Genomic DNA, 26,603 nt, shown 5'->3' with positions numbered 1-26,603 from the left:
GCTATTACCGAAGTTCGTCCAAATTAATATTTGCAAGAGTTCTATACTGGAAGTAGGAACACTTCGCTTAACCTACTACCAGTATTAGAACAAAATCTTTATTCTTGCATCTTGTGTCTCACGTCTCAACTACAAATTCTCCTCTAAAACCGCCGTCTTAACATTATCGTCTGAATGCCTATCAATCAGTTTATTGATTGGGTCGATTCCAGCTTTTTTAGGTTTTTCTTTGACGATGATTTTGAAGGTATTGTCTTTCTTAGCTACTTTGTATTTTTGGATATAAAGCAATTTATCTTTACCATCTTTGTCTTCGCCGTACACACCAACATCAATCCAATCGTTTAATGAAATTGGTTTCTCATTCCCAGAACTATCCGCACGGAATTTCTCTGAAATAGCTTTGATACTTACCTCATAGGTTTTGTTTGGCAATACTTTGTAGCTGACTTTGTCTGTTTTATTTTCAAACAAAGTAATGGTTTCAAACATATCCTTGAGGATATATTTCAAAGAATCTGGCGTTTCGGCTTTGAAGTATTTCAACAAATCCTGACTGGTTGGATAACGTTTGTATTTCCCATCCGAACTTGGATATTTCCAATCTGCCAAGAAATCTTGCAAGGCTTTATTTACTTTATCTTCGCCGATATAATCTTGCAAAGCAAACATTACTAATGAACCTTTGTTATAGTGAATATAGCCCTGACTTTCTACCAATGCCAATGGTTGTTCTTTTTTACTTTCTCTGGCACGACCAGTCAAGTATTTATCCAATTCGTACTTCAAGAATTTTTGCATTAATTCTGGTTTAATGGCATGTTTCATTACCATCAAAGCAGAGTATTGTGCTTGTGTTTCCGAAAGCATCGCATTGCCTTTTACTCTTGCTTCTGCTACTTGATGTCCCCACCATTGATGTCCCAATTCATGTGCTGTTACATAAAATGGCATGTCCAAATCTTTCTCTGGGTCATTGATTTTCTGGATAAAACCTATTCCTTCAGAGAAAGGAACGGTATTGGCAAATGATTGTGCAAAAGAGGCATAACGTGGAAATTCCATGATTCTCATTTGGCGATATTGATAAGGAGCGAAGTTTTTATCAAAATAATCAAAAGAAGATTTCATCGAAGAAATCATTTTTTCGAGGTTATACTCATGCCCTTTGTTGTAGTAAATTTCCAAGTTTACATTCTTCCATTTATCACGCTTGATTTCGTATTTAGCCGAAATAATTGAATAAAAATTCACCATCGGAACATCCATTTTATAATGGAAATACTTACGATTTTGCTCTTCCCAAGTTTTTTGTAAATAACCCGGAGCAATGGCAGTTTGGTCTTTACTTGTACCAATTACCATTTCAAAACGGATATAATCTGAATCATCACCAAACAAACTTTGTGAAAGTCCGATTGGATTATTCTGCTCCATCATTCTTTCTTTTTCTGGTAATTTATACTTTTTACGAGTGTCATCATCACCAATTTCAAAGTCTTCGCTATAACCTAATGAAGGAAAATAATTATTGTTGAAGAAAGTGCCATTATACACAACATTGGTATTTGAACCACTGGCGACAAAACCTTTGGTTTCAAATTTAGTTTTGAAGCTCATCTTCACAGAATCACCAATGGCTAAAGGTTTACTTAATTGATAGATTGTAAAACCGAAATTATCATAAGCTTTTTTCACTTTAGAACCGCCTTCAAATTTCAAGTATTCAATCTTCATATTATGCAAAATATCATTCTGGATAAGAATATCGCTTAATACCTTTGTCGTTTTATTCTTTAACCAAAAGTAACCTTCCGCAGTAAAATCACGTTCTTCGGGATATACTTCAACTTTTAGGTTTACGTCAACAATTCTGGGTTGTGGAGCATTGTCAAATTGTTTCTTCAAGGTTTTTTCGTAATCTACTTGTAGCTTCTCTTGGTCTTCTTTGGTAATGTATTTATTCAGTTTATTGGTGTTATAATACACATAAAAACCCGTAGAAATAAAGACAACCAAAGTACTGATGGCTAAAGTTAGAATAGGTTTGCTTAAACGAAGTTGCCCAATTTTTAAACGAGTTTTCATCAAAGATTCTGTTCCTCTTACGCTCAATAAAACTGATGTAATAAAGAGAATACCTACAAAAGCCAGCCAATAGAGTTTCATCCAAGAGAATGACGATACAAAATGTCCGTACTTGTTCATGTCAGAATATCCACCTAAACTACCGCTATTGAATGAAAATAGGGGATGTTCTATACCAGCGCCACTCATGAACATATTAATAATAAAGAAAACGAACATCAAAGCAAAACCAACTAATTTGTTGTTGGCAATGGTCTGAATGAAAAATGAGAGTAATGTAAACGCTACTAAAAAGATAAGTTCGTCGGTAAAAAGTGTTTCAAAATAGAGTGGTAATTCAAAATTGAAATAGCCATGTGCTACCTGAACGCATACACCAAAGAAAATTAATCCTAATAATAAAGCGATATAAATAAAGATTAATCCGATGAATTTGGAGAGTAATCCAACCCAATCTGGGACTGGCAAAGCATCAATGATAAGATTAATATTAACAGTTCTTTCTCGCCAAATTAATTCGCCAGAGTAAAAAACTACGATGATTAAAAAGAACAAGTCGAATTCCGACAAAAAGCCTAAAACATTGGCTGTGATTGGATAGGAGCTTGTTCCATACATTTCTCCGAAATAGAAGGAATTAATGGTTAAATCTGCAAAGCCTACAAAAACGATGGCGATAAATGGAATTTCTTTAACGACCATTTTGGCATAAAAAACAGATTGCTGCCAAAGTTGAGTAAGATTTGCTGAGAAATTAGTGAATTGATGAACGAGTGGAATTACTACATTTTCTGGTTTGATAGTAGGAGCTACATCTTTCACTACTTTCTTTTTCTTGTTCTTGAACCATGACGAAGTAACCACATTGAAACTGAAAGCATAATAAGTAATGGCTAAAATAATAAAGCCGATACCACACCAAAGTACACGATTCCAGAGCATCATGCCTTCTAGTGGAATCAAAAGATTATTTTTCTGTGCTGGCGTCCAGTACTGAGTATATATTTGGAAGGTTCTGATTGCGAAAGGGTCAACTAAAGATGCGAGGTCTTTATTCTCTAAATCTTGCGTAATTGTTCCTGTGATTTCGTAGAGAACAAATAAAATAATCCCTTGTGTGTAAATCAATAAAGGTTTTCTGCTGAGTGTTCCAGCTGCAAAGTAAATAGTAGCCTGAATGAAAAGATTTGTAATACCATAAAAGATAAATGGCTGAAAATAATGCCAAGCATCAAAAACGTGCATGGTTTTTTCTTTCCAAGATGGATCCCAAGGAAGGAATTTGCCAAGCGAAAATCCTAGCATAAAAGCTATCCAAATGGAAGAGTAAATCAATACCATCACAAAAAAAGAACCCCAGAAACGCCCCATCAAATAATCGAATTTCGACATCGTGGTGGTAAACATCAAGGATTCTGTTTTGTGTTCAAAGTCACGTAAAACGGCTACACCCATCACTGCTGAACTAATGAAAGTTACGGCAAAAGTCATGATGATAGTCATGAAAGAAAGCGAGTAGGGAGAATTGGCTTGTAACTGTCCGCCACCCGAACCGCCAATGGTAACGTATTTTGAAGTTGCCGCAGCAAAACAAAGGATAAATAAAATCAGGAAATATAGATAAGTAGCTGCTCTGTTTTTTCGATAGCTAAATTCAAAACGTAAAATTTCTAAAAACATAGTCGTATAGGTTTAGGCATTAGCGAAAATTTTTGCAAAATAAACATCTTCTAAATCTCCATTAACGGCATCAAAAGTGCCATCAGGATTACTGTCTGCCAACACGTGAATGACAGGAGAACCGCCAATGAGTTTATCAGAAATCAGCGTGAAGTTTTTCTTATAATCTGCTAATTCTGCTTTTTGAATACGTTTTCGCCAGATTTTGCCTTCAATTTCTTGAATAGCATCAAAAGGATTTCCTTTATAAAGTACTTGTCCTTTGTTGAAAACCGCCATATCTTGACATAACTCTTTTACGTCTTCTACGATGTGTGTAGAAAGTATCACAATGGTATTTTCACCTAATTCCGACAATAAATTCAAAAAGCGATTGCGTTCAGCAGGGTCTAAACCAGCGGTTGGTTCGTCAACGATAATTAATTTTGGATTAGCTAGTAAAGCTTGAGCAATGCCAAAACGTTGTTTCATTCCACCAGAGTACCCCCCCAAATTCTTTTTGCGAGCCTCCCAAAGATTGGTTTTTTGAAGTAACGATTCTACCAATTCTTTACGTTCTTTTGAATTCGTGATTCCTTTCAAAACGGCTAAATGATTCAATAAAGTAACAGCATCAACCTTTGGATACACGCCAAATTCTTGCGGTAAATACCCCAATGTTTTGCGTACTTCCTCTTTTTGCGTGAGTACATTAATATCGCCTAAAGTAATTGTACCTGTATCGGCTTCTTGAAGTGTTGCAATGGTACGCATCAAAGAAGATTTCCCTGCACCGTTTGGTCCTAATAAGCCAAACATGCCTTGATTGATAGTTAGATTGACGTTCTGAAGTGCTTGAACGCCATTGGAATAGGTCTTGTTCAGGTTTGTAATCGTTAGTTGCATAAAGTTTGGAGTTTTGAGTTTCTCCAATTTACGATTTAAGCTTTATTAATTGTTTAGTTTATGATGAATATATTGATATTTAGATAAATGGTAAATAAAAAGGCAAAGCACAGAAAATAAATTTCTTATGCTTTGCCTTAAAACTAAATTTTATAACAACTATTTTGCTTTAGGTTGGAAAAAGTACATTCCTAAAAATAGAATAAAAGCAAAAGTACAAATCCAAAGTCCGCAAGCTTCACGAGCTAACTCTTGATTGATGGTTTTCATCGATAATCCGCCACCTTCCGAGAAAAAACCTTCCCAAGAGGTCATTTGCAACCAAGTGTTTAGTCCTGCTACAAAAGACATCAAGGTAACAACAACTAATAATTCAGGATTACTTTTTTCTTGATATGCTTTTATCGAACAATATGCTGCCACCAAATAAATTGGAATCCAAAGTACTGGATCGGGGTCATTGTATTGCCAACCTGCAAACAATAAGAAAATCATGGTAAAAACTATTCCGAGGTATTTCATTTTTAATTGTGATTTAGTGAATTAGTGATTTTGTGAATGGTTCAGTATTTGAATAACCTTAATTATTTGAAGCCATTCTCTAAAGTAGTAAATTACTTACAAAAAGAATCTATCGCCAATTTCGCATCTGGATAACCCAAACGATTTGCCATTTTGAAACTTAAACAACTATCGTCCGACTGTCCTCTTTTTTGTTGAACAATTCCCAAACCATAATATGCTTTGGCAAATTTGTTATCTGCTTTCACTGCCGCCGTAAAGTCGGCTAAAGATTTATCAAATTCACCAAATTGAAAGTAAATATTGCCACGATTATACAAAGCATTTACTTCTTTTGGATTTAATTGAATTGCTTTGTCGAAATCTACAATGGCTTCCTCAGATTTTTGTAAAGCAGCCAAGATAATACCTCTTTTTACATATAATTCAGCAGTGTCTGGCTGAATTGTAATTGCTTTAGAACAATCTTGAAAAGCACCTTCCCAATCCGATTTTTCCATTTTTACCGAAGCCCTGTTGAAGTAAGGTTGGTAATTGTTTGGGTCTAATTTAATGGCTTGTTCATAATCTAATAATGCCGTTGTGAAATCTTTCAACTCAAAATTGGCTGCACCACGCATATTGAAAGCTTTGGCATTATTCGGGTCTTTATCGATGGCTTGATTCAAGTATTCGATGGCTTCTCTGGCTTTTCCTTGTTTCAATTGTTCTTTCGCTTTTTCTAAAAAAGCATCAGACGAACCCGTGCAATTCACTAAAAGAATGGGAAAAGAAGCTAAATAAAGCGAAAATGAAATTTTTTTTAAAATATTTTTGAATGTCATAATAGTATGTTAATTAACTGTAAATCAAAAGGTCAACGTTATAATCAGTATGTTTTGACTGATTTTTAATAGAAAACTTTCCTCAAAGTTGCGGTGAAGGTTTTGAAAAAACAACAAAACCTGCCATCTTTGTGGAGGCAAATTACCAGCTCCCTCCGAATCCCCCAGGTCTTGACCGAAGCAAGGGTAGGCAGGTTGTAGCGGTGAATTTGCCTTTTTTTGTTTTATGACCATCCCATTACTTCATCAAGCTTCAAAAAAATAACTTAAATTTATTTTTAGATTAATAGAAAAAATAACTGTTCTATACTGTTATAATTTTTCAGAAAAATGTCTGCTTTCTCAAATGCTTTTTATAATTTTGTAAACAGTATTTACAAAGAATCAGTATTAAGCTTTATTCCTTGAATTTACTTTCGTTTTTAATTAGCGTTTAACTAATATATTTCTCAAAAAACAAATCATCATGAAATTTTTTATTGACACAGCCAATCTCAAAGAAATCCAAGAAGCACAGGATTTAGGTGTATTAGATGGTGTAACAACCAATCCATCTTTAATGGCTAAAGAAGGTATCAGCGGTAAAAACAACGTTCTTAAACATTACAAAGCAATTTGTGATATCGTTGAGGGAGATGTTTCTGCGGAAGTAATTGCTACTGATTTTGAAGGAATGATTCGTGAAGGAGAAGAATTAGCAGAATTAGATGAGAAAATTGTTGTTAAAATTCCGATGATTAAAGACGGAGTAAAAGCATTAAAGTATTTCTCAGAAAAAGGAATTAAAACTAATTGTACGCTGATTTTCTCTGCTGGTCAAGCTTTGTTAGCGGCTAAAGCGGGAGCTTCTTACGTTTCTCCGTTCATTGGTCGTTTAGATGATATTTCATTCGACGGTATCCAATTAATCGAGCAAATTCGTACTATTTATGATAACTATGGTTTTGATACTGAAATCTTAGCGGCTTCGGTGCGTAACCCAATTCATATTATTAGATGTGCTGAAGTTGGTTCTGACGTTATGACTGGTCCACTTTCTGCTATGTTAGCATTATTGAACCATCCATTAACGGATAGCGGTTTGGCTAAATTCTTGGCTGACCACGCTAAAACGAATGCTTAGTTAGCTATCGGCTGTGAGCAATCAGCTTTCAGATGTCAGCATTTAGTCTTGGAATAATAAATAATAAAAAAGCTCTTCAAACACTAAAGTCTGAAGAGCTTTTTTATTGGCTTTTGGATGTCGGTCTTTCGGTCTTGTTAGAAAATTCTTTGAAAACTGAAAACCAACATCCGAAATCCGATGACCGACATCTGAAAGCTAAAAACTAATTAATCGGTACAAGTACTTTCACACTGATGTTTCTTCCCATGTTATAAACGCCTTGTCTGCCCGTTGTCTGGTTCACATCCAAATACTTCAATCTACTTTGGTGACTTTGATAAGTATTATCTAATAAATTATTGACATTTAGATAAACAGAAAATAAAGCTTTCTTTTTCAAATTTGTAATCGTAGCACCAGTTCCAATATTGACCAATGAATAAGCAGGCGTTTTTGTTTCCGTATTATATGCCAAAAGTGCATTGTTTTGTTGCTGATTATGTTCCAATTCAACAGAAAAATAAGTGTTTCTCAGATGATTTCCCAAAGTATTTTTTGTCAGTTTAACGTTGCTCAACCATCTTGGCGGAGGCATAAAAGGCAAGTACTTCGCTGAATCGTTTTTCGCAGAAAGGTTTACGCCATTTACAGAAGAAAAACTTTGTGTAAAACTAAACCAACGTGCAGAAGCAGGATTATAAGTAACTACAGCTTCCAAGCCCAAAAGTCTGGCATTGCCTTGTTGATAACGAAAAACAGGTACGTCATTAATGATAGAATCTTTTCCTGAAATATTCTGTACACGTTCTGAAAAAGTATAATGATTGATACGATTGCTGAACAAATTTACATCAATGTAAAGCGAACTATTTTCAAAAGTAAAGCCGAAATCATTTTGTAACGATACTTCAGATTGTTGATTAATATTTCCGATTTCGTAACGGAAAGTACCTGCGTGTTCGCCATTGGATGAAATTTCTGGCACGGATGGCGCTCTAAACCCACGGGCAATGTTCGTTTTTACTGAAAGTAAATCATTGATTTTATAAACTGCTCCAAAACTTCCTGTAGCATTTTGAAATGTTTTGTTGAAACCAGCAAAACGTTCGCTCGTATTCGTTGATGGTTGTGTTTGGAATTTTCCTTCGGAATCAATGTATAATTTATGAATATCTAATTGACGAATGTCAAATCTTAATCCGCCACTCATGATTAATTGATTGAATTTCTTTTTTGAAAACACAAATACTCCATTATCGAATAAATTAAAATTTGGATACAAGGTTTCATTACCACGATTATTCATCGTTTGTGCCATTCCGTTTGTTCCGATTGTAACTTCAAGATTATTTTTTTCTGGAAAGTTAAATCTTGCATCATAATAAAGTGTTTGCAAATAGAAGTATAAATCGGCTTCAAAAGGTTTTAAAACATTGCCGTATTCTCTTCTGTGATTTTGTGAATAAGCTAAATTCAAGCTCAAAGAACTTTTTCCCAACATTAAAAAGTTGTTCCACGATACTTTATAATTACTCAAAGATTGTGAGTTTGAAGGATTGATGGAAGGATTTTTTAATTCTTGCTCAGTTACTCTTAATGTCTTACTTTGTCCGTCCAGTAAAACTTGTTTTGTAAAATGTCCTTCTGCATCTCTCAAGCCATCAATGATATTAATATCTTGTCCAAATTTTGAAAAGTAGATTCTTGAAAAGCCCCATTTTTTGTTTAAACCAATCATTCCTGAGTAGTTAAGTTCCTGAAATTTTGAACCATTCACTAAACCATCGAAAGCGTTTTGATAATTGCCCGCATTTTTATGACTAAATCTACTTGTCCAAACAAAACCGTTTTTATTACCCCCCAGATTTGCCGAAAATCCATGTAAGCCATTGTTCGTTTGATAATTATACAAAACACTTCCATTAATTTTCTCAGATTCTGTCGGTGTTGGCGAAATCACAGAAATTACGCCACCCAAGCCATCAGAACCATACATGAGTGAACCCGCACCACGAATAATTTCATAACGTTCAATAGAAAATTCGTCAATGTGCAAACTGTGTTCTTCGCCCCATTGATTATCTTCTTGGCGAACGCCATCATGAACAGTGATTACTCTATTGAAGCCCAAACCACGAATAATCGGTTTAGAAAGTGTTGGACCAGTCATGATTTGTGAAACGCCTGGCAATTTCACAATCGCATCTACTAAATTAGTTGAAGTACTTTGTAACCATTGTGTTCTTGAAAGTGCAGCGATTGGCACTGGACTTTCTTTGACCAACGTTTTGATGCCTGCTCCAGTTATTACTACTTCTTCTAGCGAAGTAGCGGAATTTTCCATTTCAAAATCTTGCTTTGTTGCGTTTTTTACACTTACTTTTTTAGTGATAGTCTTCAAAGAAACATAGCTTACTTGTAGCGTAAATTCACCTTTTGGTAAGTTTTTAATTTGATAAAAACCATTCACATCTGTACTTGTTCCAGTTCGTAACTCAGGAATATAAATGTTCGCTCCAATAATCGCTTCGTTGGTTTCATTCAGTAATACTTTTCCTGAAATGATATTCTGCCCGAAGGATTTAGTCAAACTAAAACAACAAATAATGCAATAAAGTATTGGTTTGAAAAAGTTTCTCATTTTGTGATTCTAATTAATAGTTTAGATAAGTCTAAAAATTGTTCAAATGTAAGGCATAAAAATTAATTAGCTCCCATAAAATAAAAGTTTTTTTTATTTTTCACAATGAATGATAGGACAAATAGCTTTGTAAATCAGTTAGTTAATGAATTTTAAATATTCCTGAGAAGAAAGTTGAAGTATATTCCTCTGTGGTAATATTACAAGGAAAGTATTTTGAAATGTTATTGAGGGAATTTTTTAGCAGGAATTCTGACGATAATTTATCGTTCGTTTTAGCGTAAATTAGCGGACTAAGCACAAAAAATATTTATTCTAATCAATTTGTCAGTATATTTGAAAAAATAACATATCAAGCAAAAAATGTTTACATCAGAACCCGTAGTTGTCATTCAGAGTGCATTTATATATCAAAACGAGCGAATTGTTTTAAACGACGTTAACTTTAGTATTAATAAAGGTGAATTTGTTTTTTTGATAGGAAGAACAGGAAGTGGAAAAAGTTCGTTGCTAAAAACATTGTATGCTGATCTTTGGCTTCAACAAGGAAAAGCGAAAGTGGCTGGATTTACGATTGAAACAATGAAGGCTGCTGAACGTCCTTTTCTTCGTCGAAAAATTGGGGTGGTTTTTCAAGACTTTCAGTTGTTTATGGATAGAAATGTGCAAGAAAATCTGATGTGGGTTTTGGAAGCAACGGGCTGGACAGATAGTGCCAGAATGAAAGCTAGAGTAGCAGAAGTACTCATGCAAGTAGGCATGTCAACCTCTCGTGATAAAATGCCCCATCAACTTTCGGGTGGTGAACAACAAAGAGTAGTAATTGCCAGAGCTTTATTAAACGAACCGCAAATACTCTTTGCTGATGAACCCACTGGAAATCTTGACCCAGAAGTATCAGGACAAATTATTGAGCTTTTCCATGAAATCAACAAAGCTGGTACGGCAATTTTAATGGCCACACATGATTTTGATATGATTCGTAAATTTCCTGCCCGTATTCTGAAATGTGAAAATGGATATGTGAAGGAACAGCCTCAAGTATAAATTATTTAGAAGTATTTTGTCGAAAAATATCGCAGTTAATAATTTTCAACCTATGAAAAAAGCATTAGCATTTATAACGTTTCTTTATTTTACGAGTAATACTTTCGCTCAATTTTCTAAAAACTCAGAGCCTTTTGCACATACATTTTCAATTGTAGCTCGTGATACTAAAACTGGAGAAATGGCTGTTGGAGTACAAAGTCATTGGTTCAGTGTAGGAACAGCAGTTTCATGGGGACAAGCTGGTGTTGGCGTAGTCGCTACACAGAGTTTTGTCAATAAATCATTTGGAGTAAGAGGTTTGGCATTAATGAAAAATGGCAAAACAGCCCAAGAAACAATGGACATTTTACTGTCCAATGATGGCGGAAAAGAGGTGCGTCAAGTAGGAATTATTGATGCTAAAGGAAACGTTGCAGTGCATACGGGTAAAAATTGTGTAGATTTTGCTGGACACATCAAAGGAGCAAATTACTCGGTACAGAGTAATATGATGTTGAATAATAAAGTACCAGCTGCTATGGCTAAAGCTTTTGAAGAAAATTGGAGATTACCTTTAGCAGAAAGAGTTTTAAAAGCCTTAGAAGCTGGACAAGCGGTCGGAGGCGATATCAGAGGAAAACAATCGGCCGCTTTGTTAGTCGTTAAAGGTACTTCAACCAATAAGCCTTGGGATGATGACCATTTGGTAGATTTGCGGGTTGACGACCACCAAGCACCTTTAGTTGAATTAGCCAGATTGTTGAAAATTAAAAGAGCCTACAACCACATGGATGCTGGTGATTTAGCCACCGAAACAAATAATATGAAAAAAGCCATGGATGAGTACAACGCAGCCATGAAACTTTTTCCTAATAATTTAGAAATGCAATACTGGACAGCCATCACGATGGCAAACAATAAAAGTATTATCAAGGCTTCGGAGATACTTCACAAGATTTATTTGAAAGAACCCAATTGGCGAGAAATGACCAAACGCTTGCCAAAAGCAGGATTATTACAAGTTTCGGACTTGGATTTTAAAGAATTAACGAGATAATTTTTAACTAAAATTAACAAAAAATGCAGCAATAAAACGCTGTATTTTCCATTTTAAGTGAACAGTACTGAAATCAGTATTTGAAAACAATCCATTTTATTATGCAATATTCAATTCTATGGGCAGACGATGAAATCGATTTGCTTAAACCATATATTATGTTTTTGACCCAAAAAGGGTACGATGTAACGCCTGTAAATTCTGGTGCGGATGCTTTAGAGGAAGTTGAAAAAAAGAAATTTGATGTAGTTTTTTTGGATGAAAATATGCCTGGAATGACAGGGCTAGAAGTACTTCCTAAGATTAAACAATTGAAGCCTAACTTGCCAGTTGTGATGATTACTAAGTCGGAGGAAGAGGATATTATGGAAGAGGCAATTGGCTCTAAAATTGCCGATTATTTAATTAAACCATTGAATCCCAATCAGATACTTCTTGCAGTAAAGAAAATATTAGATAAGAAAAGATTGGAGGAAGAAAAAACAAATCTTTCATACCAGCAAGAGTTCCGTCAACTAGGGATGCGTTATCAAGACAAGATGGATCATGCAGAATGGGCGGATGTATATAAAAAATTACTTTTCTGGGAATTGGAAATCGACAGAACTGAAAACAAATCGATGGCAGAAGTAATGAATATGCAGAAGTCTGAGGCTAACGCTAATTTCTCAAGATTTATCTCTGAAAACTATGAAAATTGGTTGAACGAACCAAAAGGGAATAATCCAGTTTTATCGCATCAATTGATGAGAAAAAAAGTATTTCCTTTATTGAAAGAAGATTCTCCGCTCTTCTTTGTTTTGATTGATAACTTGCGTTTCGACCAGTGGAAAGTATTAGAAGGTTTGATTCAAGATTACTTTTCTGTTGAAGAAGAATCTACTTATTATTCTATTTTGCCTACCACAACGGCTTATGCACGTAATGCAATTTTCTCAGGTTTGATGCCTTCTGAAATTGAAAAACAATATCCAAAACATTGGGTGCAAGATATTGGCGATAGCGAAGATGAAGAAGGTTTTAATCAACACGAAGAGTTTTTCTTTCAAGAACAAATTCGTAAGAGTAGAATGCCTTTTCCTGTAAAATCTTCTTACCATAAAATTATTCATAATAATCAAGGGAAAAGTTTGGTAGAAAATTTCTCGAAGTTGACACAAAATCACCTAAATGTGGTGGTTTATAACTTTGTGGATATGCTTTCTCATGCCAGAACAGATATGGCAATGATTAAAGAATTAGCACCTGATGAATCTGGTTATAGAAGTTTAACGGCTAGTTGGTTTACGCATTCACCTTTGTTTGATTTACTCAAAAAGATTTCTGATAAAAAAGGAAGATTAATTATCACAACCGACCACGGAATGATTCGTGTTCAGAATCCAGTGAAAATTGTAGGTGACCGTTCTGTAAATACTAATTTGCGTTATAAACAAGGAAGAAACTTAAATTGGGACGATGAAAACCATTTATTAGTTTGCAGAAAACCAGAGCGTTTTTTCTTACCTAAAGTAAATGTTTCGACTACTTATGTTTTCACGAAAGAAGATTACTTCTTTGCGTATCCAAACAATTACAATCATTACGTCAGTCATTATAGAAATACTTTTCAGCATGGTGGCATTTCGTTAGAGGAATGTATTATTCCATTTGTGTATCTAACGGCGAAGTAGCTAAAAAAGAAAAAAGCTGTGAAATTATCACAGCTTTTTTCTTTAAGAAGTAATCCTTTGTGCTTCTATTAAATCTTCAGGAATATCAATTCCAAAACTATCATAAGGCGTGATGGCAACTTTGATTTTAAAACCATTAGCAAGCCATCTCAATTGCTCCAAAGATTCTACTTTCTCTAACAAAGCAATCGGTAATTTTGTGATTTTATTCAAAATATCAACTCTGTAAGCATAAATTCCAATGTGTTTGAAGTAATCATGGGCATTCAACCACTTGTCTTTTTCGATGCCTCTTAAATATGGAATCGTTTGACGAGTAAAATAAATAGCTTCGTTATAATTATTGAAAATTACTTTTGGCGTATTGGGATTGAACAAAGTAGCTTCGTCTTCGATGCGTTTTATTAAAGTTGCCAATTCTGTTTTTGCCGTCAGGCATTGCACTAAAATGTCGATTTGTTTAGGCTGAATGAAAGGTTCATCGCCTTGAATATTGATAACATAATTGTATCGTTGGAATTCTTTTCCCTCTTTTCTACGTTCCAATTTAGAAACGATTTGCAAAGCCTCGAAACAACGGTCGGTTCCGCTTGGATGTTTTGAGGAAGTCATGACAACTTCGCCACCAAAACTTTTTACGTGTTCAAAAATTCTTTCATCATCTGTAGCAACAACTACTTTGGCAAGTAAGTTAGATTTTGACGCTTGTTCATACACACGTTGAATCATGGTTTTACCATTGATGTCCACTAATGGTTTTCCGGGAAAACGAGTGGAAGCGTAGCGAGCAGGAATAATGCCTAATATTTTTAACACTGATAAACTGGATTAGGATGAGATTGCAAAAATATATGTTTAAACTTGTAATCGGAGATTCAAATTAAAATGTAAAATAACAATAAAATTTATGCTAAAAAAAATAGAGGAGACTTTCGCTGGAAAAATTTGGAATACTGTCTTTTATGAAGATAAAATGGTTTTGGAAGTAAGAGATGAATCTAGCCGACAAGTAAGCTTTTCTGCATTGAATTTAAAAACAGGTGAAGTATTATGGAAAGATTATCGTCCAGAAAAATCTTGGTGGTTGGGTTTAGTCGGAATTTTTGGCAATCATTTAGTCTTACATAAATATTCAGATCAGCAAAAGCCTGAACCTCTGGGAGTAATCCTGATAAATATTATCACTTGCGAGATTGAACAAAGAATTGAAGACTGGATTTTTTTTAGTTGCGATGGCAATATATTAGTGCTTTACCAGTTAGATGAAAGTAATTTACCTATTTATCAATCGCTTGAAATTGGAGTGAAACCATTTCAAACCTTTGTTCCTGAACAAAATCAGCATTTTGTGAGGCATTATCCTGATTCAAGTCCACATTTTCCAACAATTTTTAAATTCTTATACCATTTAATAAATATTGAGGCTCAAAATGGGGTAGATTATCTGGAAGTCAATGACAAAATTGTAATTTCTTACTATATTTACAGAGGAAAACAATTCCAAAATTATTTGTTGGTAACCAATAAAGAAAAAAAAATTCTACTACATGATTTCATCGCAGAGAGCGAGGGAATAGGAATAGACACCTTTTCTATGAAATCTGCCACTTTACTATATGTTAAAAATCAAAATCAACTCATCGGATATGAAATATAACACTAAGTCCGTTGCTAAGATTGTCTCTGTCTTTCTTTTGTCAGCAACATATACAGCATCTTTTGCCAAAGAAATAAGCCTAGATTCAGTTACAGTACGTAAAGAAGAAGGTAAAACATACGTAATTCATAAAGTAGAACCTAGGCAAACATTGTATTCTATTTTGAGAAAATATGGAAGTTCAATGTCTGAATTCAGAGTAGCCAATCCTGGAATTTCTGATAATGTGAATATCGGTCAAATCGTGAAAGTACCTTATAATAAGGTCGTTCGTACTACTCCATCAAAATATACAAGTAACTCAACAGCTATACTGCCCCCCGAACCTTCAAGACCAGCAACACATACTGTTGAACAAGGACAAGGTTTATATGGTATTTCAAGTAAATACAAAGTACCAATTGCTGATTTGAGAAGATGGAATAATTTGACCAATGATCAATTAACAGCGGGACAGGTACTTATCATAGACGCTAGAGAATACGAACGTAAAAGATATTCAAATACTGATGTGCCAACTAGGCCGGCGGATGTAAATAGAGAACCTTACAGACCAGTAACAATTTCTGAACAGCCAAAAGTAGCATCTAAAACTGAAGAACCTGTACCAAATGATGTAAAAACCTCTTCAGAAGTGGTAAGAACAGCATCAGGATACAGAAGAACGATTGAAACAGGTTTAGCTGAGTTGATTGATGTGGAAGATAATTCAGGAAAATATTTAGCACTTCACCGCTCTGCGGGTGTAGGAACTTTAGTGAATGTGAAGAATATCGCTAACGGACAGAGCATTTGGGTAAAAGTAGTTGGAAAATTACCTGATATTGGAAGCGATAAAGTAATCATCAAATTATCGCCAAGAGCTTTTGAAAAATTGAACCCAACTGAGAAAAGAATTAGAACAGAATTAAACTATATGACCCCATAAATAATGCGACGCAATAAAAGACAAATCACTTTTGGGCATATCGTGTTTAATGTTCTTTACACATTGGCATTTCCAGCCATCGCAACTTTTGCTTTTTTATATACAGTGCTAGTTTGGATTTTTTCAATTCCTTCAAAACTTATCGCATTTGTTGCTTCAAAAATTAAATAAAAATACTCGGTATTATTCATCATAATAATGCCGAGTATTTTGTCTTTATCTCTTCAATAATGACTAATTACGTCGCTGATTTATTAGCAGAAAAGTATTTACAGTACAATCAACCCAATTTTATTCCGAACGACCCAATTTCTATTCCACATCTTTTTACCAAGAAAGAAGATATTGAAATCATGGGTTTTTGGGCTTCTATTTTGGCTTGGGGACAAAGAAAAACTATTATCAATAAATGTAAAGAATTAATTACTTTGATGGATGGAAGTCCACATGATTTTATCATGAATCATCAAGATTCCGATTTAAAAGCCTTTCTTTCTTTCAAACATCGAACTTTTAATGCTACAGATACACTTTACTTTATCGCTTGGTTTAGAGAGTTTTATCAAAAACATGAATCTTTAGAAGATGCTTTTTTAGCTGAAAATCTTACAGCTGGCGAAACCAATGTTAAGCTAAATCTAATGTTTTTTCATGAAGCTTTTTTCAGCTTGGAAGATTACCCAGAAAGAACCAGAAAGCATGTGGCAACGCCAAGCAGAAATTCTTCCTGCAAACGCTTGAATATGTTTTTGCGTTGGATGGTTCGCAAAGATAATCATGGAGTAGATTTTGGTATTTGGAATAATATCCCCATGTCTCGATTGGTATGTCCTTGTGATGTACACGTAGAAAGAGTAGCCCGAAAGCTAGGCTTAATAGAAAGACCTAAACCCGATTGGCAAATGGCTGTGGAACTAACAGAAAACCTAAAACTACTCGATGCCAACGACCCCGTGAAATATGATTTTGCCTTATTCGGCTTAGGTGTGGAAGGAGAGATGTAGTAGTTAGCTACGCAATTGGAGTTTTTTTAACTGAATTTTTTAAATAGCTATATTATCCAACATGAAAATTACTAAAGAAACATTCGGACGTTTTACTGAATACGTTTTATCGAATCCAACAACTGGTGAGACCGTTAATATTCTACCCGAATTAGGTGGAATTATTCGCAAAATGGTTTTCCAGAAAAATGAAAAATTGTTCAACATCATTGCTTGTGCTGATAGCGACGAGCAATTTCTTCAACAGATGGCTGCTTATCCGTCTGCACATTTATTTCCATGGGGAAATCGAGTGAGAGATGGGAAATACTCTTTTGAAGGAAACTCCTATCAATTACCAATCAACGAAGTCGCACTAAACAATGCTCTTCATGGTTTTGTGGCTTTTACTAATTTTGAAGTGATTGAGGAAACATCAACTGAAACAAAGGCAATTCTAATACTTCGCTATGAATTTAAAGGGAATTACTTCGGTTATCCTTTTCCTTTTGTGTTGGATATTAGCAATACGCTCTCGACAGATGATGGTTTTAGCCTGACTTACACTGTCAAAAATACTGGAAATCAGTCTATGCCAATTGTTTTGGGTTGGCATCCCTATTTCAAAATTGAAGGAGAAAATGTAAAAGATTGGCGAATTGATTTTCCTGCAACGGAACAATCTCTTCCCGACGACCAAATGATTTCTGTTGAGAAAAAACTGGTTGATTTTAGTGAAGGAGTTTTATTAAAAGAACAAAACTTAGATGCTGTTTTTAACATAAAACCAGCTGATAAAGTAAAAGCTGTTTTGTCGTCTACCCAACAAGATGTAGCAATTACTTTGTGGCAAGAAGCACAACAAGGACAATTCTCGTTTATGGTTGTTTATGTACCACCAAGTCGTGACTGTGTGGCAATTGAACCAATGACAGGCAATACAAATGCCTTTAATTCTGGAGACGGATTACTGACTTTAGCAGCAGGAGAGACGTACCAAGTAAGTTGTGGAGTTACTTTATCGTAAAATTAAAGGGAAGAACATTTATTTGCTCTTCCCTTTATTTTTATTACTTCTTACGATGTTGAATTTTTTCATACACCATCTGAATAATTCCATCTTTCAACCCTAAATCAGGGACTAAAATACTTTCTGCTCCAGCCCATTCCATGGCAGCGAGATAGATTGATGCCGCAGGAACGATTACATCCGCACGGTCAGCGTTTAATCTTAATCTGTTAATTCGCTCTTCATACGTAAATGATGCTACATAATCTTTCAAACGAACTAATTCATCAAAACTAATAGAACTTGCATCTTGATGATTCGGTGAAATATTGAATAATTTACTAATGTTTCCTCCAGTTCCTACCGCAGTAATTTTAGCCGTTGTAACATCAATATTACTTTCTATCCAACGCTTCATTTTCTCCCAATCTCCTTCTTTTTCCTTGTGTTCCAACAAACGAACAGAACCGATTTTAAAAGATTTAGAAGCAATTTTCTTTCTTTCAGAATAAATATTTAACTCAGTCGAACCACCACCTACATCAATATGCAAATAATTGGCATCGTCTAAAGCCTGAACCACTACATCATTGATTAATTCAGCTTCTTTTGCTCCTTCGATGATGTTGATTTTCATATCCAGAATTTTATGGATACGAGTAATCACCGCTTCGGCATTGCCTGCTTCACGCATGGCAGAAGTGGCACAAATCATATAATCTTTTACTTCGTGTAAATCTAATAAAAGCTTGTAAGCGTTTAATAACTTAAAAATTCTTACCTCAGATTCTGGGCTGATTTCTCCGTCATTAAAAACATCGTGTCCCAAACGCAAAGCAAAACGAACGTACTCTACTTTCTTAAAACTTATTTTACCATCGTTTTCCAGTACTCTGGAGATTTGCATTCTGGCGGCGTTCGAGCCGATGTCTATTGCGGCAATTTTCATGAATAATATTGTTGTATGATATTTCTATAATTTGTTAAAGGTAAAGCCATTTCCTTCCTCCTCAAAATCAAGCTCTATATTTATTAAATACATCAAATGGCGCTTGTCGATGATTACTTTCAATTCATCTATTTCGTATAATTCGTCGTGTTCACCCATTTTATCAAAGCCAATTAAATAAGTGGCACTGCAAGCTCCACCACGCAAACCTACTCTCAGAAAGTAATTTTCGGGAATCCCTTTAATGCTCAAAGCCTTAGTTACTTCTTGCTTGGCAATATCGGTAATACTGATGGGAATGATTGAAGTTGGATTCATGGTTTTTGTTATTATTGATGGAGTGCCTGCTGATAAAATGATTTGTCTATCTGTTTTCAAGCATCAAACAAATCTATATTCACTCAATTTCATCAACCTTTACACTGATTCTAATAGTAAAGGGCTTTTTCTGTGGGCAAAATTACTTATTTTTGAAAGATTATCGTGAATAATAAACCCCAACATCATGGAATTAGTTGCCGATTTAATAAAGGTTTTACTCCCAGCAGGATTAGTTTTATGGGCTATGTACCTAACAGTCAGTTCTTTTATTCGAAAAGAAATAGTAGAAAAAGAATTAAATATTAAGGCTGAAACTACCAAAACATTGTTGCCTATTCGCTTGCAGGCTTACGAAAGAATGGCTTTGTTTTTAGAAAGAATCTCGCCGAACAACTTATTAATTCGTCTTTCTGGACGAGTAGCCACCGTGGCAGAATTTCAGCAATTGATGTTGGCAGAAATTAGAGAAGAGTTTTCGCATAATCTTTCACAACAGGTGTATATGAGCGACGAGGCTTGGCTGAACATCAAAAACGCCATGAACGAAACGGTAGCCTTGATAAATTTATCGACAAAAGATTTAGTGCCAGAAGCCCCAGCACTAGAATTATCAAAACGAATTTTGGAGGTAGCCATCAGTAAAAATATCGCACCATCCGACGATGCCCTTAAATTCATCAAGCAAGAAATGAGAGATACTTTTATGTAGTTTTTGGATGAAAAAATCTCATGTCATGACACCAATTGAAGGCATGAGGATAGCGAGTAAGTGCTAATATTCTCCGAGAAGGTGCTTATATTCTCTAAGGGGTTGCTCCAATACTAAATGCGGAAGCCTATATTCTTATTGCGGATACTCTAATACTAAATGCGGATGCTTATATTCTCTTAGCGGTTGCTCTAATACTAAATGCGTAAGCCTATATTCTAATTGCGGATGCTCTAATACCAAATGCGTAAGCCTATATTCTAATTGCGGATGCTCTAATACTAAATGCGGAAGCTTATATTCTTTTTGCGGATGCTCCAATACTAAATGCGGAAGCTTATATTCTTTTTGATTATTTTCATGATAGATTAGTTGAATAATCTGTAAAAAAGAAAGTAATGGCAATCTCTTTCGGTTGCCGAATTGAAAGTATTATTTTTAATTATGGCAACCGTAAAGGATTGCCAATAAAGTATTGTGGTGCTTCTTTTTTATGTTTTTATCAATAAAAATCAATGAAAAGTATTTATATTTTTAGTGGACTTGGAGCAGATGAAAGAGTTTTCAAGAAGCTGGATTTTTCAGGTTTTGATGTCACTTTTATTCATTGGGTTATTCCAAATTCAAATGAAACTATTGAAACTTATGCACTTCGTCTGACAGAACAAATCAAAACTAATAATCCAATTTTAATAGGACTTTCATTTGGTGGAATGATGGCTACAGAAGTTGCAAAGCTGATTGATACTGAAAAAATCATTATCATTGCTTCTGCTAAAACTCAACAAGAAATCCCATTTTACTATCGCTTTGCTGGAATGCTTAAACTTCATCGACTCATTCCAACAGTCGTACTTAAAACTCCTAATTTTTTCAGTAATTGGCTTTTCGGTACAAGTGATAAGGAAGATAAAGAAATACTGGCAAGTATCATGCTGGATACCGATGAAGTCTTTTTAACATGGGCAATTGATAAAATCGTAAATTGGAAGAACGATACAGTACACAAAAACTTAAAACATATTCACGGCACGGCAGATAGAATTCTACCATATTGTTTAGTGAAAAGTGATATAGAAGTAAATGGAGGAGGACATTTAATGACATTGAATAAGGCAGAAGAGTTAACGAAAGTAATAAGAAATCTACTCGATTATGAGTAAATTTTATTCCAAAAAGATAAAGAAATGACAGAAGAAGAACTTCAAAATATAATCAATAAGTTTGATGAAACTGAATTGAAGAAGCAAGCCATTTGGGGGATTTTTCAATATGGTGGTGGTTCTGATGAAAGTTTTATAAAAGCCAATAAAGAGGGCTTAGAATTATTTGCTTTGGAATTGCTAAAGGCTTCTCTTGAAAGTAATAAAATTATTGAAAATAATAAGAATAAAATAATACATCTCGATTATTACGAAAATTGGATTTATGAAAATGCCGATACATACCTCCAATATATTGAGTTAGTAAAAGAGAAGCAGACATTAAAACCTAAAGTAGAATATAAAACCACTATATCAGACAAGTTATTAACATCTTTACTTAAAATCATCCTTGTTATATTAATAGTGGCTCTTTTTATAGGATTAAGAACAATGTTTAGTTGGATATTTTAAGTTTGCTTGTGGTTGTCGAATCGGATTTATTATTTCCAATTCGACAACAATAAAGAATTACCGCTACGGGTTGAGGTTAATTAGGCTAAATCATTCATCAAACTTAAATCTTCAATTTTGTCTCCGCCTTAATTTCTGACATCACAAAAATGCTATGCGTACTGCCAATGTTTTCTAAAGAAGCTAATTTGTTCATTAAGAAACCTTGATACTCACGCATGTCATGTACTATAATTTTGAGCATAAAATCATAATCGCCTGAAATATTATAACATTCTTGTACTTCATCTAGCTGAACAATTTCCTTAACAAATTTTGCACCTGCTTCTTGGGCATGTTCTTTCAAACGAATGCTACAAAATACCATTAAATCTTTTTCAATTTTCTCACGATTTACCAAGGCTACATAACCTTTAATAACGCCTTCTTTTTCAAGTCTTCGCACACGTTCATAAACGGGAGTAGGTGATAAATTAAGTCTTCCCGATAATTCTTTGGTAGTCAGATGCGCATCTTCCTGTAGATGTTTTAAGATTTCTCGATCTGTTGAGTCTAGTTTCATGTTGATGTGTTTTGTGGTTTAAGTATTTACTGAGATAAATTATCCCTATTCTTTTAAATAAAGCTTTGAATTTAATAAATTTTATCCGATTCACTATTTAAAAGAAGAAATAATATCCAATTTGATTTAATAAAGCAAATGAATTATCTTTTTGGGATAACTTTGTAGTTAATTTATGTTATTTGATTCAACACAAGTAATTTTGCCGATTGATTCTAAACATATGGTTTTAAGTTCATCGAATAAAGGATATTATAGTAAACGGTGAAATAGATAAGGTGTTACTGAAAGAAAAGATTAATAAGTCAAAAAAGCTCAAAGCTCATAGCTGACAGCTCCCAGCTAAAAAAATATGAATAATCCTAACATTAGAGAAATCTTGAAAAACAGAATCCTTGTTCTTGACGGAGCGATGGGTTCATTGATTCAAGAGTATAAATTAAGTGATGCCGATTACAGAGGTGAAAAATTTCGTGATTTCCCGCATGAAGTAAAGGGAAATAACGATATGCTTTCTATTACAAAGCCAGAAGTAATCAAAGAAATCCATGCGAAATACTTTGAAGCAGGAGCAGATATTGCCGAAACTAATACTTTTTCGGGAACATCAATCGCTATGGCGGATTATCACATGGAGGATTATGTCTATGAATTAAACTACGAATCCGCAAAAATTGCCCGTGAAGTAGCAGATTTATATACCGCTAAAAATCCTAACAAACCTCGTTTCGTAGCAGGTTCAATTGGTCCAACCAATCGTACTTTATCGCTTTCACCAGATGTAAATGACCCTGGTTATCGTGCTGTTACTTTTGACGAATTGGTAGATGCCTATTACGAACAAATCCAAGGCTTAGTAGATGGCGGTGCAGATGTATTATTGGTTGAAACCATTTTCGATACATTGAATGCCAAAGCTGCTTTGTATGCGATTGATTTGTATCAATCAGATAAGAAAAACGGAACAATTCGTCCGCTACAAAGTACTTCTATCCCCAAACAAAATAATCCAAAAGCCGCATTAGCCAGTCCAACTACCAAAATCCCTGTGATGGTTTCTGGAACAATTACGGATGCTTCTGGACGTACTTTATCTGGACAAACTACTGAGGCTTTTTTGGCTTCCGTTTCGCATATTGATTTACTTTCTGTCGGTTTGAACTGTGCTTTAGGAGCAGATTTGATGCGTCCTTATGTACAAATTTTGGCAGAGAAAGCTCCATTTATGGTGTCGGCTCACCCCAATGCAGGTTTGCCAAATGAAATGGGAGAGTACGACCAATCACCTGCTGAAATGGCTGTGATTGTAGAAGATTTTCTTCAACACGGTTTTATGAATATCATTGGTGGGTGTTGCGGAACTACGCCAGCCCACATCAAAGCCATTGCCGAAGTAGCGGTAAAATATCCTCCTCGCCAATTGCCCGAAGCGAATAATGACCAAATTATTTCTGGTTTAGAACCTTTGGTGATTAAGGAAGATACCATGTTTGTCAACATTGGCGAGCGTTGTAATGTAACAGGTTCAAAGAAATTTGCTCGTCTGGTACGTGAAGGTAAATACGACGATGCCATTGCCGTAGCCCGTGAACAAGTAGATGGTGGTGCGCAAGTAATCGACGTAAACTTGGACGAAGGAATGATTGATGGCGTTGAAGCCATGAAAACCTTCTTGAATTTATTGATGGCTGAACCAGACATTGCCAAATTGCCCATTATGATTGACTCCTCGAAATGGGAAGTAATCGAAGCAGGTTTGAAATGTGTTCAGGGGAAATCTATCGTTAACTCAATTTCATTAAAAGAAGGAGAAGCAAAATTCAGAGAATCAGCAGAGAAAGTAAAACGCTACGGTGCTTCGGCAGTAGTAATGGCTTTTGACGAACAAGGTCAGGCGGATTCTTATGAAAGACGTATCGAAATTTGTAAACGTGCGTATGATATTTTGGTGGACGAAGTAGGCTTCCCAGCGGAAGACATCATTTTTGACCCCAACATCCTTACAGTAGCCACAGGTTTGGAAGAACATAATAATTATGCGGTTGACTTTATTAATGCTACTCGTTGGATTAAAGAAAACCTTCCATTCGCTAAAGTATCGGGTGGCGTTTCAAATATTTCTTTCTCATTCCGTGGAAATGAGCCAGTTCGTGAAGCAATGCACACTGTCTTTTTGTATCACGCCATCAAAGCTGGAATGGACATGGGAATCGTTAATGCGGGTCAATTGGGTGTTTATGACGATATTCCAAAAGATATGTTGGAGCTTTGCGAAGATGTATTGATGAATCGTAGAGATGATGCAACTGAACGTTTGGTAACTTTTGCAGAAACAGTAAAATCAAAAGGGAAAGAACAAGTAATAGACAATGCTTGGAGAGATTTACCTGTATCAAAACGTTTGGAACACGCCTTAATAAAAGGTTTAACTGAATTTATCGACCAAGACGTTGAAGAGGCTCGTCAACAAGTAGCGAAACCATTACACGTAATCGAAGGGCCATTAATGGACGGTATGAATGTAGTTGGTGATTTGTTCGGTGAAGGAAAAATGTTCTTGCCACAAGTAGTAAAATCTGCTCGTGTGATGAAAAAGGCCGTTGCGTACTTGTTGCCTTATATTGAAGCAGAAAAGCAAGTAGGGGAAAGCTCTTCGGCAGGTAAAATTTTATTGGCAACTGTAAAAGGTGATGTGCATGATATTGGTAAAAATATTGTGGGCGTTGTGTTGGGTTGTAATAATTACGAAATCATTGATTTGGGCGTAATGGTGCCAACTGCCAAAATTTTAGATGAAGCCAGAAAGCATAATGTAGATATTATCGGACTTTCGGGTTTGATTACGCCTTCGTTGGATGAAATGGTGGGTGTTGCCAAAGAAATGGAACGTCAAGGTTTCAAATTGCCTTTGTTGATTGGCGGAGCAACAACTTCAAGAATTCATACGGCGGTAAAAATAGATCCACATTATTCTGGGCCAGTAATTCATGTATTGGATGCTTCTAAAAGTGTGCCTGTGGCTGGTAGATTGATGCAAAGTGAGCAAACCAATCAAGAGATTTTTGACGAAATTAAAGCTCAGTACGCTCAAATGAGAACTGATCATGCGAGTCGTCAAAAAGATAAAAACTATGTGCCAATTGAAAAGGCAAGGTTGAATAAAGACAAAATTGATTGGACTAATTTCAAAGCTAAAAAGCCTACTTTCTTAGGAAATCGTTACTTTGATAATTATGATTTAGCAGAAATTGCCAAATACATTGACTGGACTCCCTTTTTCTCTACTTGGCAATTGTCTGGAAAATATCCTAAGATTTTTGATAATGAAATAGTAGGAGCGGAGGCTCGTAAATTATTCAATGATGCACAGGCTTTATTGAAAGAAATCATTGATAATAAATTATTGACAGCTCGTGCGGTAGTAGGTTTTTATCCTGCTAATTCAAATGAAGACGATATAATTTTGTCAGATTTTGAAGAAGTAATCAGAGAAATTCCTTGTGAAAAACATGGCGTTCATGCTCATACAGAATATCGTGTGACAAAAAATGAAGAAAGCCAAAAAGTACTTCATAATCTTCGTCAGCAAGGACAAAAAGCTTCGCATTTGCCCAACCTTTGTTTAAGCGATTTTATTGCTCCAGTAACAACTGGCGAACAAGATTATATCGGAGCATTTGCCGTTACTGCTGGGATTGGTATCGAAGCTTTAATTGAAAAGTACGACCGTGACCACGACGATTATAATTCTATCATGGTAAAAGCCCTTGCCGACCGTTTGGCTGAGGCATTTGCAGAATTGATGCACGAGCGTACTCGTAAAGAATTCTGGGGATATTCAAAAGAAGGAAATTTAAGTACTGAAGATTTGATTTCGGAAAAGTACGATGGTATTCGTCCAGCACCGGGTTATCCAGCCTGTCCAGACCATACCGAAAAAGCTACTTTATTTGAATTATTACAAGCAGAAGAAAAATTAGGCATTATCCTTACCGAAAGCTTTGCGATGTATCCAGCGAGTTCAGTAAGTGGTTGGTATTTCTCGCATCCAGATAGTAAATATTTTGGATTAGGAAAAATAGCCAAAGACCAAGTAGTAGATTACGCTCAAAGAAAAAACATGAGCTTAGAAGATACCGAAAGATGGTTAGCACCAGTCTTAAATTATGATTAAGTACTTCGGGATTCCATCCTGAACATTGTAGATAAAATAGAAACAGCCCTCCAAACACAATGTTAATAGGGCTGTTTTTTTTATAAAAAGATAAGATAGGCTTTCCTTGAAAATTGTTTTTCAATATTCATTCATAATAAAATCCACTCATATTCTGGGTGGATTTTTCATTTTATTTGAGGTGATTTACT

24 protein-coding genes are annotated in these 26,603 nt (G+C 35.1%); 13 read left to right on the top strand and 11 right to left on the bottom strand.

The annotated features are described in order from the left end of the window. Positions 1-129: 129 nt before the first annotated feature. The 4 genes from HNP25_RS18050 to HNP25_RS18035 form a co-directional block, all read right to left on the bottom strand. Positions 130-3,768, bottom strand: a complete 3,639-nt coding sequence (locus HNP25_RS18050; protein WP_184136488.1) for a M1 family aminopeptidase — start codon at positions 3,766-3,768, stop codon at positions 130-132. A gap of 12 nt (positions 3,769-3,780) precedes the next feature. Beyond that, entirely contained in the window at positions 3,781-4,653 is an 873-nt protein-coding gene (locus HNP25_RS18045) for an ABC transporter ATP-binding protein (protein WP_184136486.1), read from the bottom strand. Between the two features lie 159 nt (positions 4,654-4,812). Next, positions 4,813-5,175, bottom strand: coding sequence for a transmembrane 220 family protein (locus tag HNP25_RS18040; protein WP_184136484.1), 363 nt, complete (start codon positions 5,173-5,175; stop codon positions 4,813-4,815). A gap of 92 nt (positions 5,176-5,267) precedes the next feature. Further along, complete coding sequence (locus HNP25_RS18035) at positions 5,268-5,999, bottom strand: tetratricopeptide repeat protein (protein WP_184136482.1); 732 nt, start codon at positions 5,997-5,999, stop codon at positions 5,268-5,270. A 466-nt stretch (positions 6,000-6,465) separates the two neighbouring features. On the opposite strand from HNP25_RS18035, the gene fsa reads away from it, so the two are divergent. Together fsa and HNP25_RS18025 are read left to right on the top strand one after the other, a co-directional pair. Further along, entirely contained in the window at positions 6,466-7,122 is a 657-nt protein-coding gene (gene fsa / locus HNP25_RS18030; protein ID WP_184136480.1) for a fructose-6-phosphate aldolase, read from the top strand. Between the two features lie 32 nt (positions 7,123-7,154). Continuing rightward, positions 7,155-7,331, top strand: a complete 177-nt coding sequence (locus tag HNP25_RS18025) for a hypothetical protein (protein WP_184136478.1) — start codon at positions 7,155-7,157, stop codon at positions 7,329-7,331. On the opposite strand, the gene HNP25_RS18020 is transcribed toward HNP25_RS18025, so the two are convergent. Further along, on the bottom strand, positions 7,328-9,745 hold the full coding sequence (locus HNP25_RS18020) for a TonB-dependent receptor (RefSeq protein ID WP_184136476.1): 2,418 nt from the start codon (positions 9,743-9,745) through the stop codon (positions 7,328-7,330). The genes HNP25_RS18025 and HNP25_RS18020 overlap by 4 nt on opposite strands. Before the next feature lie 363 nt (positions 9,746-10,108). On the opposite strand from HNP25_RS18020, the gene HNP25_RS18015 reads away from it, so the two are divergent. The 3 genes from HNP25_RS18015 to porX all read left to right on the top strand — a co-directional run bounded on the left by HNP25_RS18015 (position 10,109) and on the right by porX (position 13,504). Continuing rightward, positions 10,109-10,792 carry a cell division ATP-binding protein FtsE gene (locus HNP25_RS18015; RefSeq protein WP_184136474.1) on the top strand — a complete coding sequence of 228 codons (684 nt, stop codon included), beginning with the start codon at positions 10,109-10,111 and terminating at the stop codon, positions 10,790-10,792. 52 nt (positions 10,793-10,844) lie between these two features. Next, on the top strand, positions 10,845-11,831 hold the full coding sequence (locus tag HNP25_RS18010) for a DUF1028 domain-containing protein (protein ID WP_184136472.1): 987 nt from the start codon (positions 10,845-10,847) through the stop codon (positions 11,829-11,831). Positions 11,832-11,932: 101 nt separating this feature from the next. Then, a complete protein-coding gene (porX, locus tag HNP25_RS18005; RefSeq protein WP_184136470.1) occupies positions 11,933-13,504 on the top strand; it encodes a T9SS response regulator signal transducer PorX in 1,572 nt (523 codons plus the stop codon). A gap of 42 nt (positions 13,505-13,546) precedes the next feature. Here porX and kdsB read toward each other — a convergent pair whose 3' ends face one another. Further along, positions 13,547-14,320: a 3-deoxy-manno-octulosonate cytidylyltransferase gene (gene kdsB, locus HNP25_RS18000; protein ID WP_310587182.1), complete on the bottom strand. Its 774-nt coding sequence runs from the start codon at positions 14,318-14,320 to the stop codon at positions 13,547-13,549. A gap of 91 nt (positions 14,321-14,411) precedes the next feature. Here kdsB and HNP25_RS17995 point away from each other — a divergent pair, with 91 nt between their 5' ends. After that, positions 14,412-15,161 carry a DUF4905 domain-containing protein gene (locus HNP25_RS17995; RefSeq protein ID WP_184136468.1) on the top strand — a complete coding sequence of 250 codons (750 nt, stop codon included), beginning with the start codon at positions 14,412-14,414 and terminating at the stop codon, positions 15,159-15,161. Further along, positions 15,151-16,089 (top strand): septal ring lytic transglycosylase RlpA family protein, encoded by a 939-nt coding sequence (locus HNP25_RS17990; RefSeq protein ID WP_184136466.1) that lies wholly within the window; start codon positions 15,151-15,153, stop codon positions 16,087-16,089. Before HNP25_RS17995 ends, HNP25_RS17990 begins: the two co-directional genes overlap by 11 nt. Before the next feature lie 56 nt (positions 16,090-16,145). Here HNP25_RS17990 and HNP25_RS17985 read toward each other — a convergent pair whose 3' ends face one another. Continuing rightward, positions 16,146-16,283 (bottom strand): hypothetical protein, encoded by a 138-nt coding sequence (locus tag HNP25_RS17985; protein ID WP_184136464.1) that lies wholly within the window; start codon positions 16,281-16,283, stop codon positions 16,146-16,148. A gap of 36 nt (positions 16,284-16,319) precedes the next feature. On the opposite strand from HNP25_RS17985, the gene HNP25_RS17980 reads away from it, so the two are divergent. Continuing rightward, positions 16,320-17,093 (top strand): TIGR02757 family protein, encoded by a 774-nt coding sequence (locus HNP25_RS17980; RefSeq protein ID WP_184136462.1) that lies wholly within the window; start codon positions 16,320-16,322, stop codon positions 17,091-17,093. Between the two features lie 61 nt (positions 17,094-17,154). Next, positions 17,155-18,099 (top strand): aldose 1-epimerase, encoded by a 945-nt coding sequence (locus HNP25_RS17975; protein ID WP_184136460.1) that lies wholly within the window; start codon positions 17,155-17,157, stop codon positions 18,097-18,099. A 43-nt stretch (positions 18,100-18,142) separates the two neighbouring features. On the opposite strand, the gene HNP25_RS17970 is transcribed toward HNP25_RS17975, so the two are convergent. Next, positions 18,143-19,030 (bottom strand): Ppx/GppA phosphatase family protein, encoded by an 888-nt coding sequence (locus HNP25_RS17970; protein WP_184136458.1) that lies wholly within the window; start codon positions 19,028-19,030, stop codon positions 18,143-18,145. Positions 19,031-19,054: 24 nt separating this feature from the next. Continuing rightward, entirely contained in the window at positions 19,055-19,348 is a 294-nt protein-coding gene (locus HNP25_RS17965) for a HesB/IscA family protein (protein ID WP_184136456.1), read from the bottom strand. Positions 19,349-19,535: 187 nt separating this feature from the next. Here HNP25_RS17965 and HNP25_RS17960 point away from each other — a divergent pair, with 187 nt between their 5' ends. Continuing rightward, a complete protein-coding gene (locus HNP25_RS17960) occupies positions 19,536-20,060 on the top strand; it encodes a DUF7935 family protein (RefSeq protein WP_184136454.1) in 525 nt (174 codons plus the stop codon). A gap of 135 nt (positions 20,061-20,195) precedes the next feature. Here the strand turns inward: HNP25_RS17960 and HNP25_RS17955 are convergent, their stop codons facing one another. After that, positions 20,196-20,465, bottom strand: a complete 270-nt coding sequence (locus HNP25_RS17955; protein WP_184136453.1) for a hypothetical protein — start codon at positions 20,463-20,465, stop codon at positions 20,196-20,198. Positions 20,466-20,575: 110 nt separating this feature from the next. On the opposite strand from HNP25_RS17955, the gene HNP25_RS17950 reads away from it, so the two are divergent. Together HNP25_RS17950 and HNP25_RS17945 are read left to right on the top strand one after the other, a co-directional pair. Next, positions 20,576-21,223: an alpha/beta hydrolase gene (locus HNP25_RS17950; protein WP_184136451.1), complete on the top strand. Its 648-nt coding sequence runs from the start codon at positions 20,576-20,578 to the stop codon at positions 21,221-21,223. Positions 21,224-21,247: 24 nt separating this feature from the next. Beyond that, complete coding sequence (locus HNP25_RS17945) at positions 21,248-21,676, top strand: hypothetical protein (RefSeq protein WP_184136448.1); 429 nt, start codon at positions 21,248-21,250, stop codon at positions 21,674-21,676. A gap of 103 nt (positions 21,677-21,779) precedes the next feature. Here the strand turns inward: HNP25_RS17945 and HNP25_RS17940 are convergent, their stop codons facing one another. After that, a complete protein-coding gene (locus tag HNP25_RS17940) occupies positions 21,780-22,238 on the bottom strand; it encodes an Lrp/AsnC family transcriptional regulator (protein WP_184136446.1) in 459 nt (152 codons plus the stop codon). Between the two features lie 352 nt (positions 22,239-22,590). Between HNP25_RS17940 and metH the strand changes: the two genes are divergently transcribed. Beyond that, a complete protein-coding gene (gene metH, locus HNP25_RS17935; RefSeq protein WP_184136444.1) occupies positions 22,591-26,412 on the top strand; it encodes a methionine synthase in 3,822 nt (1,273 codons plus the stop codon). Positions 26,413-26,603: the final 191 nt, after the last annotated feature.

The organism is Arcicella rosea, from assembly GCF_014204325.1.
Taxonomy (GTDB): Bacteria; Bacteroidota; Bacteroidia; order Cytophagales; family Spirosomataceae; genus Arcicella; species Arcicella rosea_A.
This window is presented reverse-complemented; position numbering and strand designations above follow the sequence as displayed.

Excerpts from the sequence above, each read along its gene's own strand:
- HNP25_RS18015 (WP_184136474.1), top strand. The coding sequence starts at position 10,109 with ATGTTTACATCAGAACCCGTAGTTGTCATTCAGAGTGCATTTATATAT.
- HNP25_RS17965 (WP_184136456.1), bottom strand. The coding sequence starts at position 19,348 with ATGAATCCAACTTCAATCATTCCCATCAGTATTACCGATATTGCCAAG.
- HNP25_RS17970 (WP_184136458.1), bottom strand. The coding sequence starts at position 19,030 with ATGAAAATTGCCGCAATAGACATCGGCTCGAACGCCGCCAGAATGCAA.
- HNP25_RS17950 (WP_184136451.1), top strand. The coding sequence starts at position 20,576 with ATGAAAAGTATTTATATTTTTAGTGGACTTGGAGCAGATGAAAGAGTT.
- HNP25_RS17975 (WP_184136460.1), top strand. The coding sequence starts at position 17,155 with ATGAAAATTACTAAAGAAACATTCGGACGTTTTACTGAATACGTTTTA.
- HNP25_RS18035 (WP_184136482.1), bottom strand. The coding sequence starts at position 5,999 with ATGACATTCAAAAATATTTTAAAAAAAATTTCATTTTCGCTTTATTTA.
- HNP25_RS17960 (WP_184136454.1), top strand. The coding sequence starts at position 19,536 with ATGGAATTAGTTGCCGATTTAATAAAGGTTTTACTCCCAGCAGGATTA.
- HNP25_RS17980 (WP_184136462.1), top strand. The coding sequence starts at position 16,320 with ATGACTAATTACGTCGCTGATTTATTAGCAGAAAAGTATTTACAGTAC.
- HNP25_RS17990 (WP_184136466.1), top strand. The coding sequence starts at position 15,151 with ATGAAATATAACACTAAGTCCGTTGCTAAGATTGTCTCTGTCTTTCTT.
- HNP25_RS18020 (WP_184136476.1), bottom strand. The coding sequence starts at position 9,745 with ATGAGAAACTTTTTCAAACCAATACTTTATTGCATTATTTGTTGTTTT.
- HNP25_RS17995 (WP_184136468.1), top strand. The coding sequence starts at position 14,412 with ATGCTAAAAAAAATAGAGGAGACTTTCGCTGGAAAAATTTGGAATACT.
- HNP25_RS18040 (WP_184136484.1), bottom strand. The coding sequence starts at position 5,175 with ATGAAATACCTCGGAATAGTTTTTACCATGATTTTCTTATTGTTTGCA.
- HNP25_RS17940 (WP_184136446.1), bottom strand. The coding sequence starts at position 22,238 with ATGAAACTAGACTCAACAGATCGAGAAATCTTAAAACATCTACAGGAA.
- HNP25_RS18010 (WP_184136472.1), top strand. The coding sequence starts at position 10,845 with ATGAAAAAAGCATTAGCATTTATAACGTTTCTTTATTTTACGAGTAAT.
- HNP25_RS17945 (WP_184136448.1), top strand. The coding sequence starts at position 21,248 with ATGACAGAAGAAGAACTTCAAAATATAATCAATAAGTTTGATGAAACT.
- metH (WP_184136444.1), top strand. The coding sequence starts at position 22,591 with ATGAATAATCCTAACATTAGAGAAATCTTGAAAAACAGAATCCTTGTT.
- HNP25_RS18045 (WP_184136486.1), bottom strand. The coding sequence starts at position 4,653 with ATGCAACTAACGATTACAAACCTGAACAAGACCTATTCCAATGGCGTT.
- fsa (WP_184136480.1), top strand. The coding sequence starts at position 6,466 with ATGAAATTTTTTATTGACACAGCCAATCTCAAAGAAATCCAAGAAGCA.
- HNP25_RS17985 (WP_184136464.1), bottom strand. The coding sequence starts at position 16,283 with ATGATGAATAATACCGAGTATTTTTATTTAATTTTTGAAGCAACAAAT.
- HNP25_RS18025 (WP_184136478.1), top strand. The coding sequence starts at position 7,155 with ATGTCAGCATTTAGTCTTGGAATAATAAATAATAAAAAAGCTCTTCAA.
- HNP25_RS18050 (WP_184136488.1), bottom strand. The coding sequence starts at position 3,768 with ATGTTTTTAGAAATTTTACGTTTTGAATTTAGCTATCGAAAAAACAGA.
- porX (WP_184136470.1), top strand. The coding sequence starts at position 11,933 with ATGCAATATTCAATTCTATGGGCAGACGATGAAATCGATTTGCTTAAA.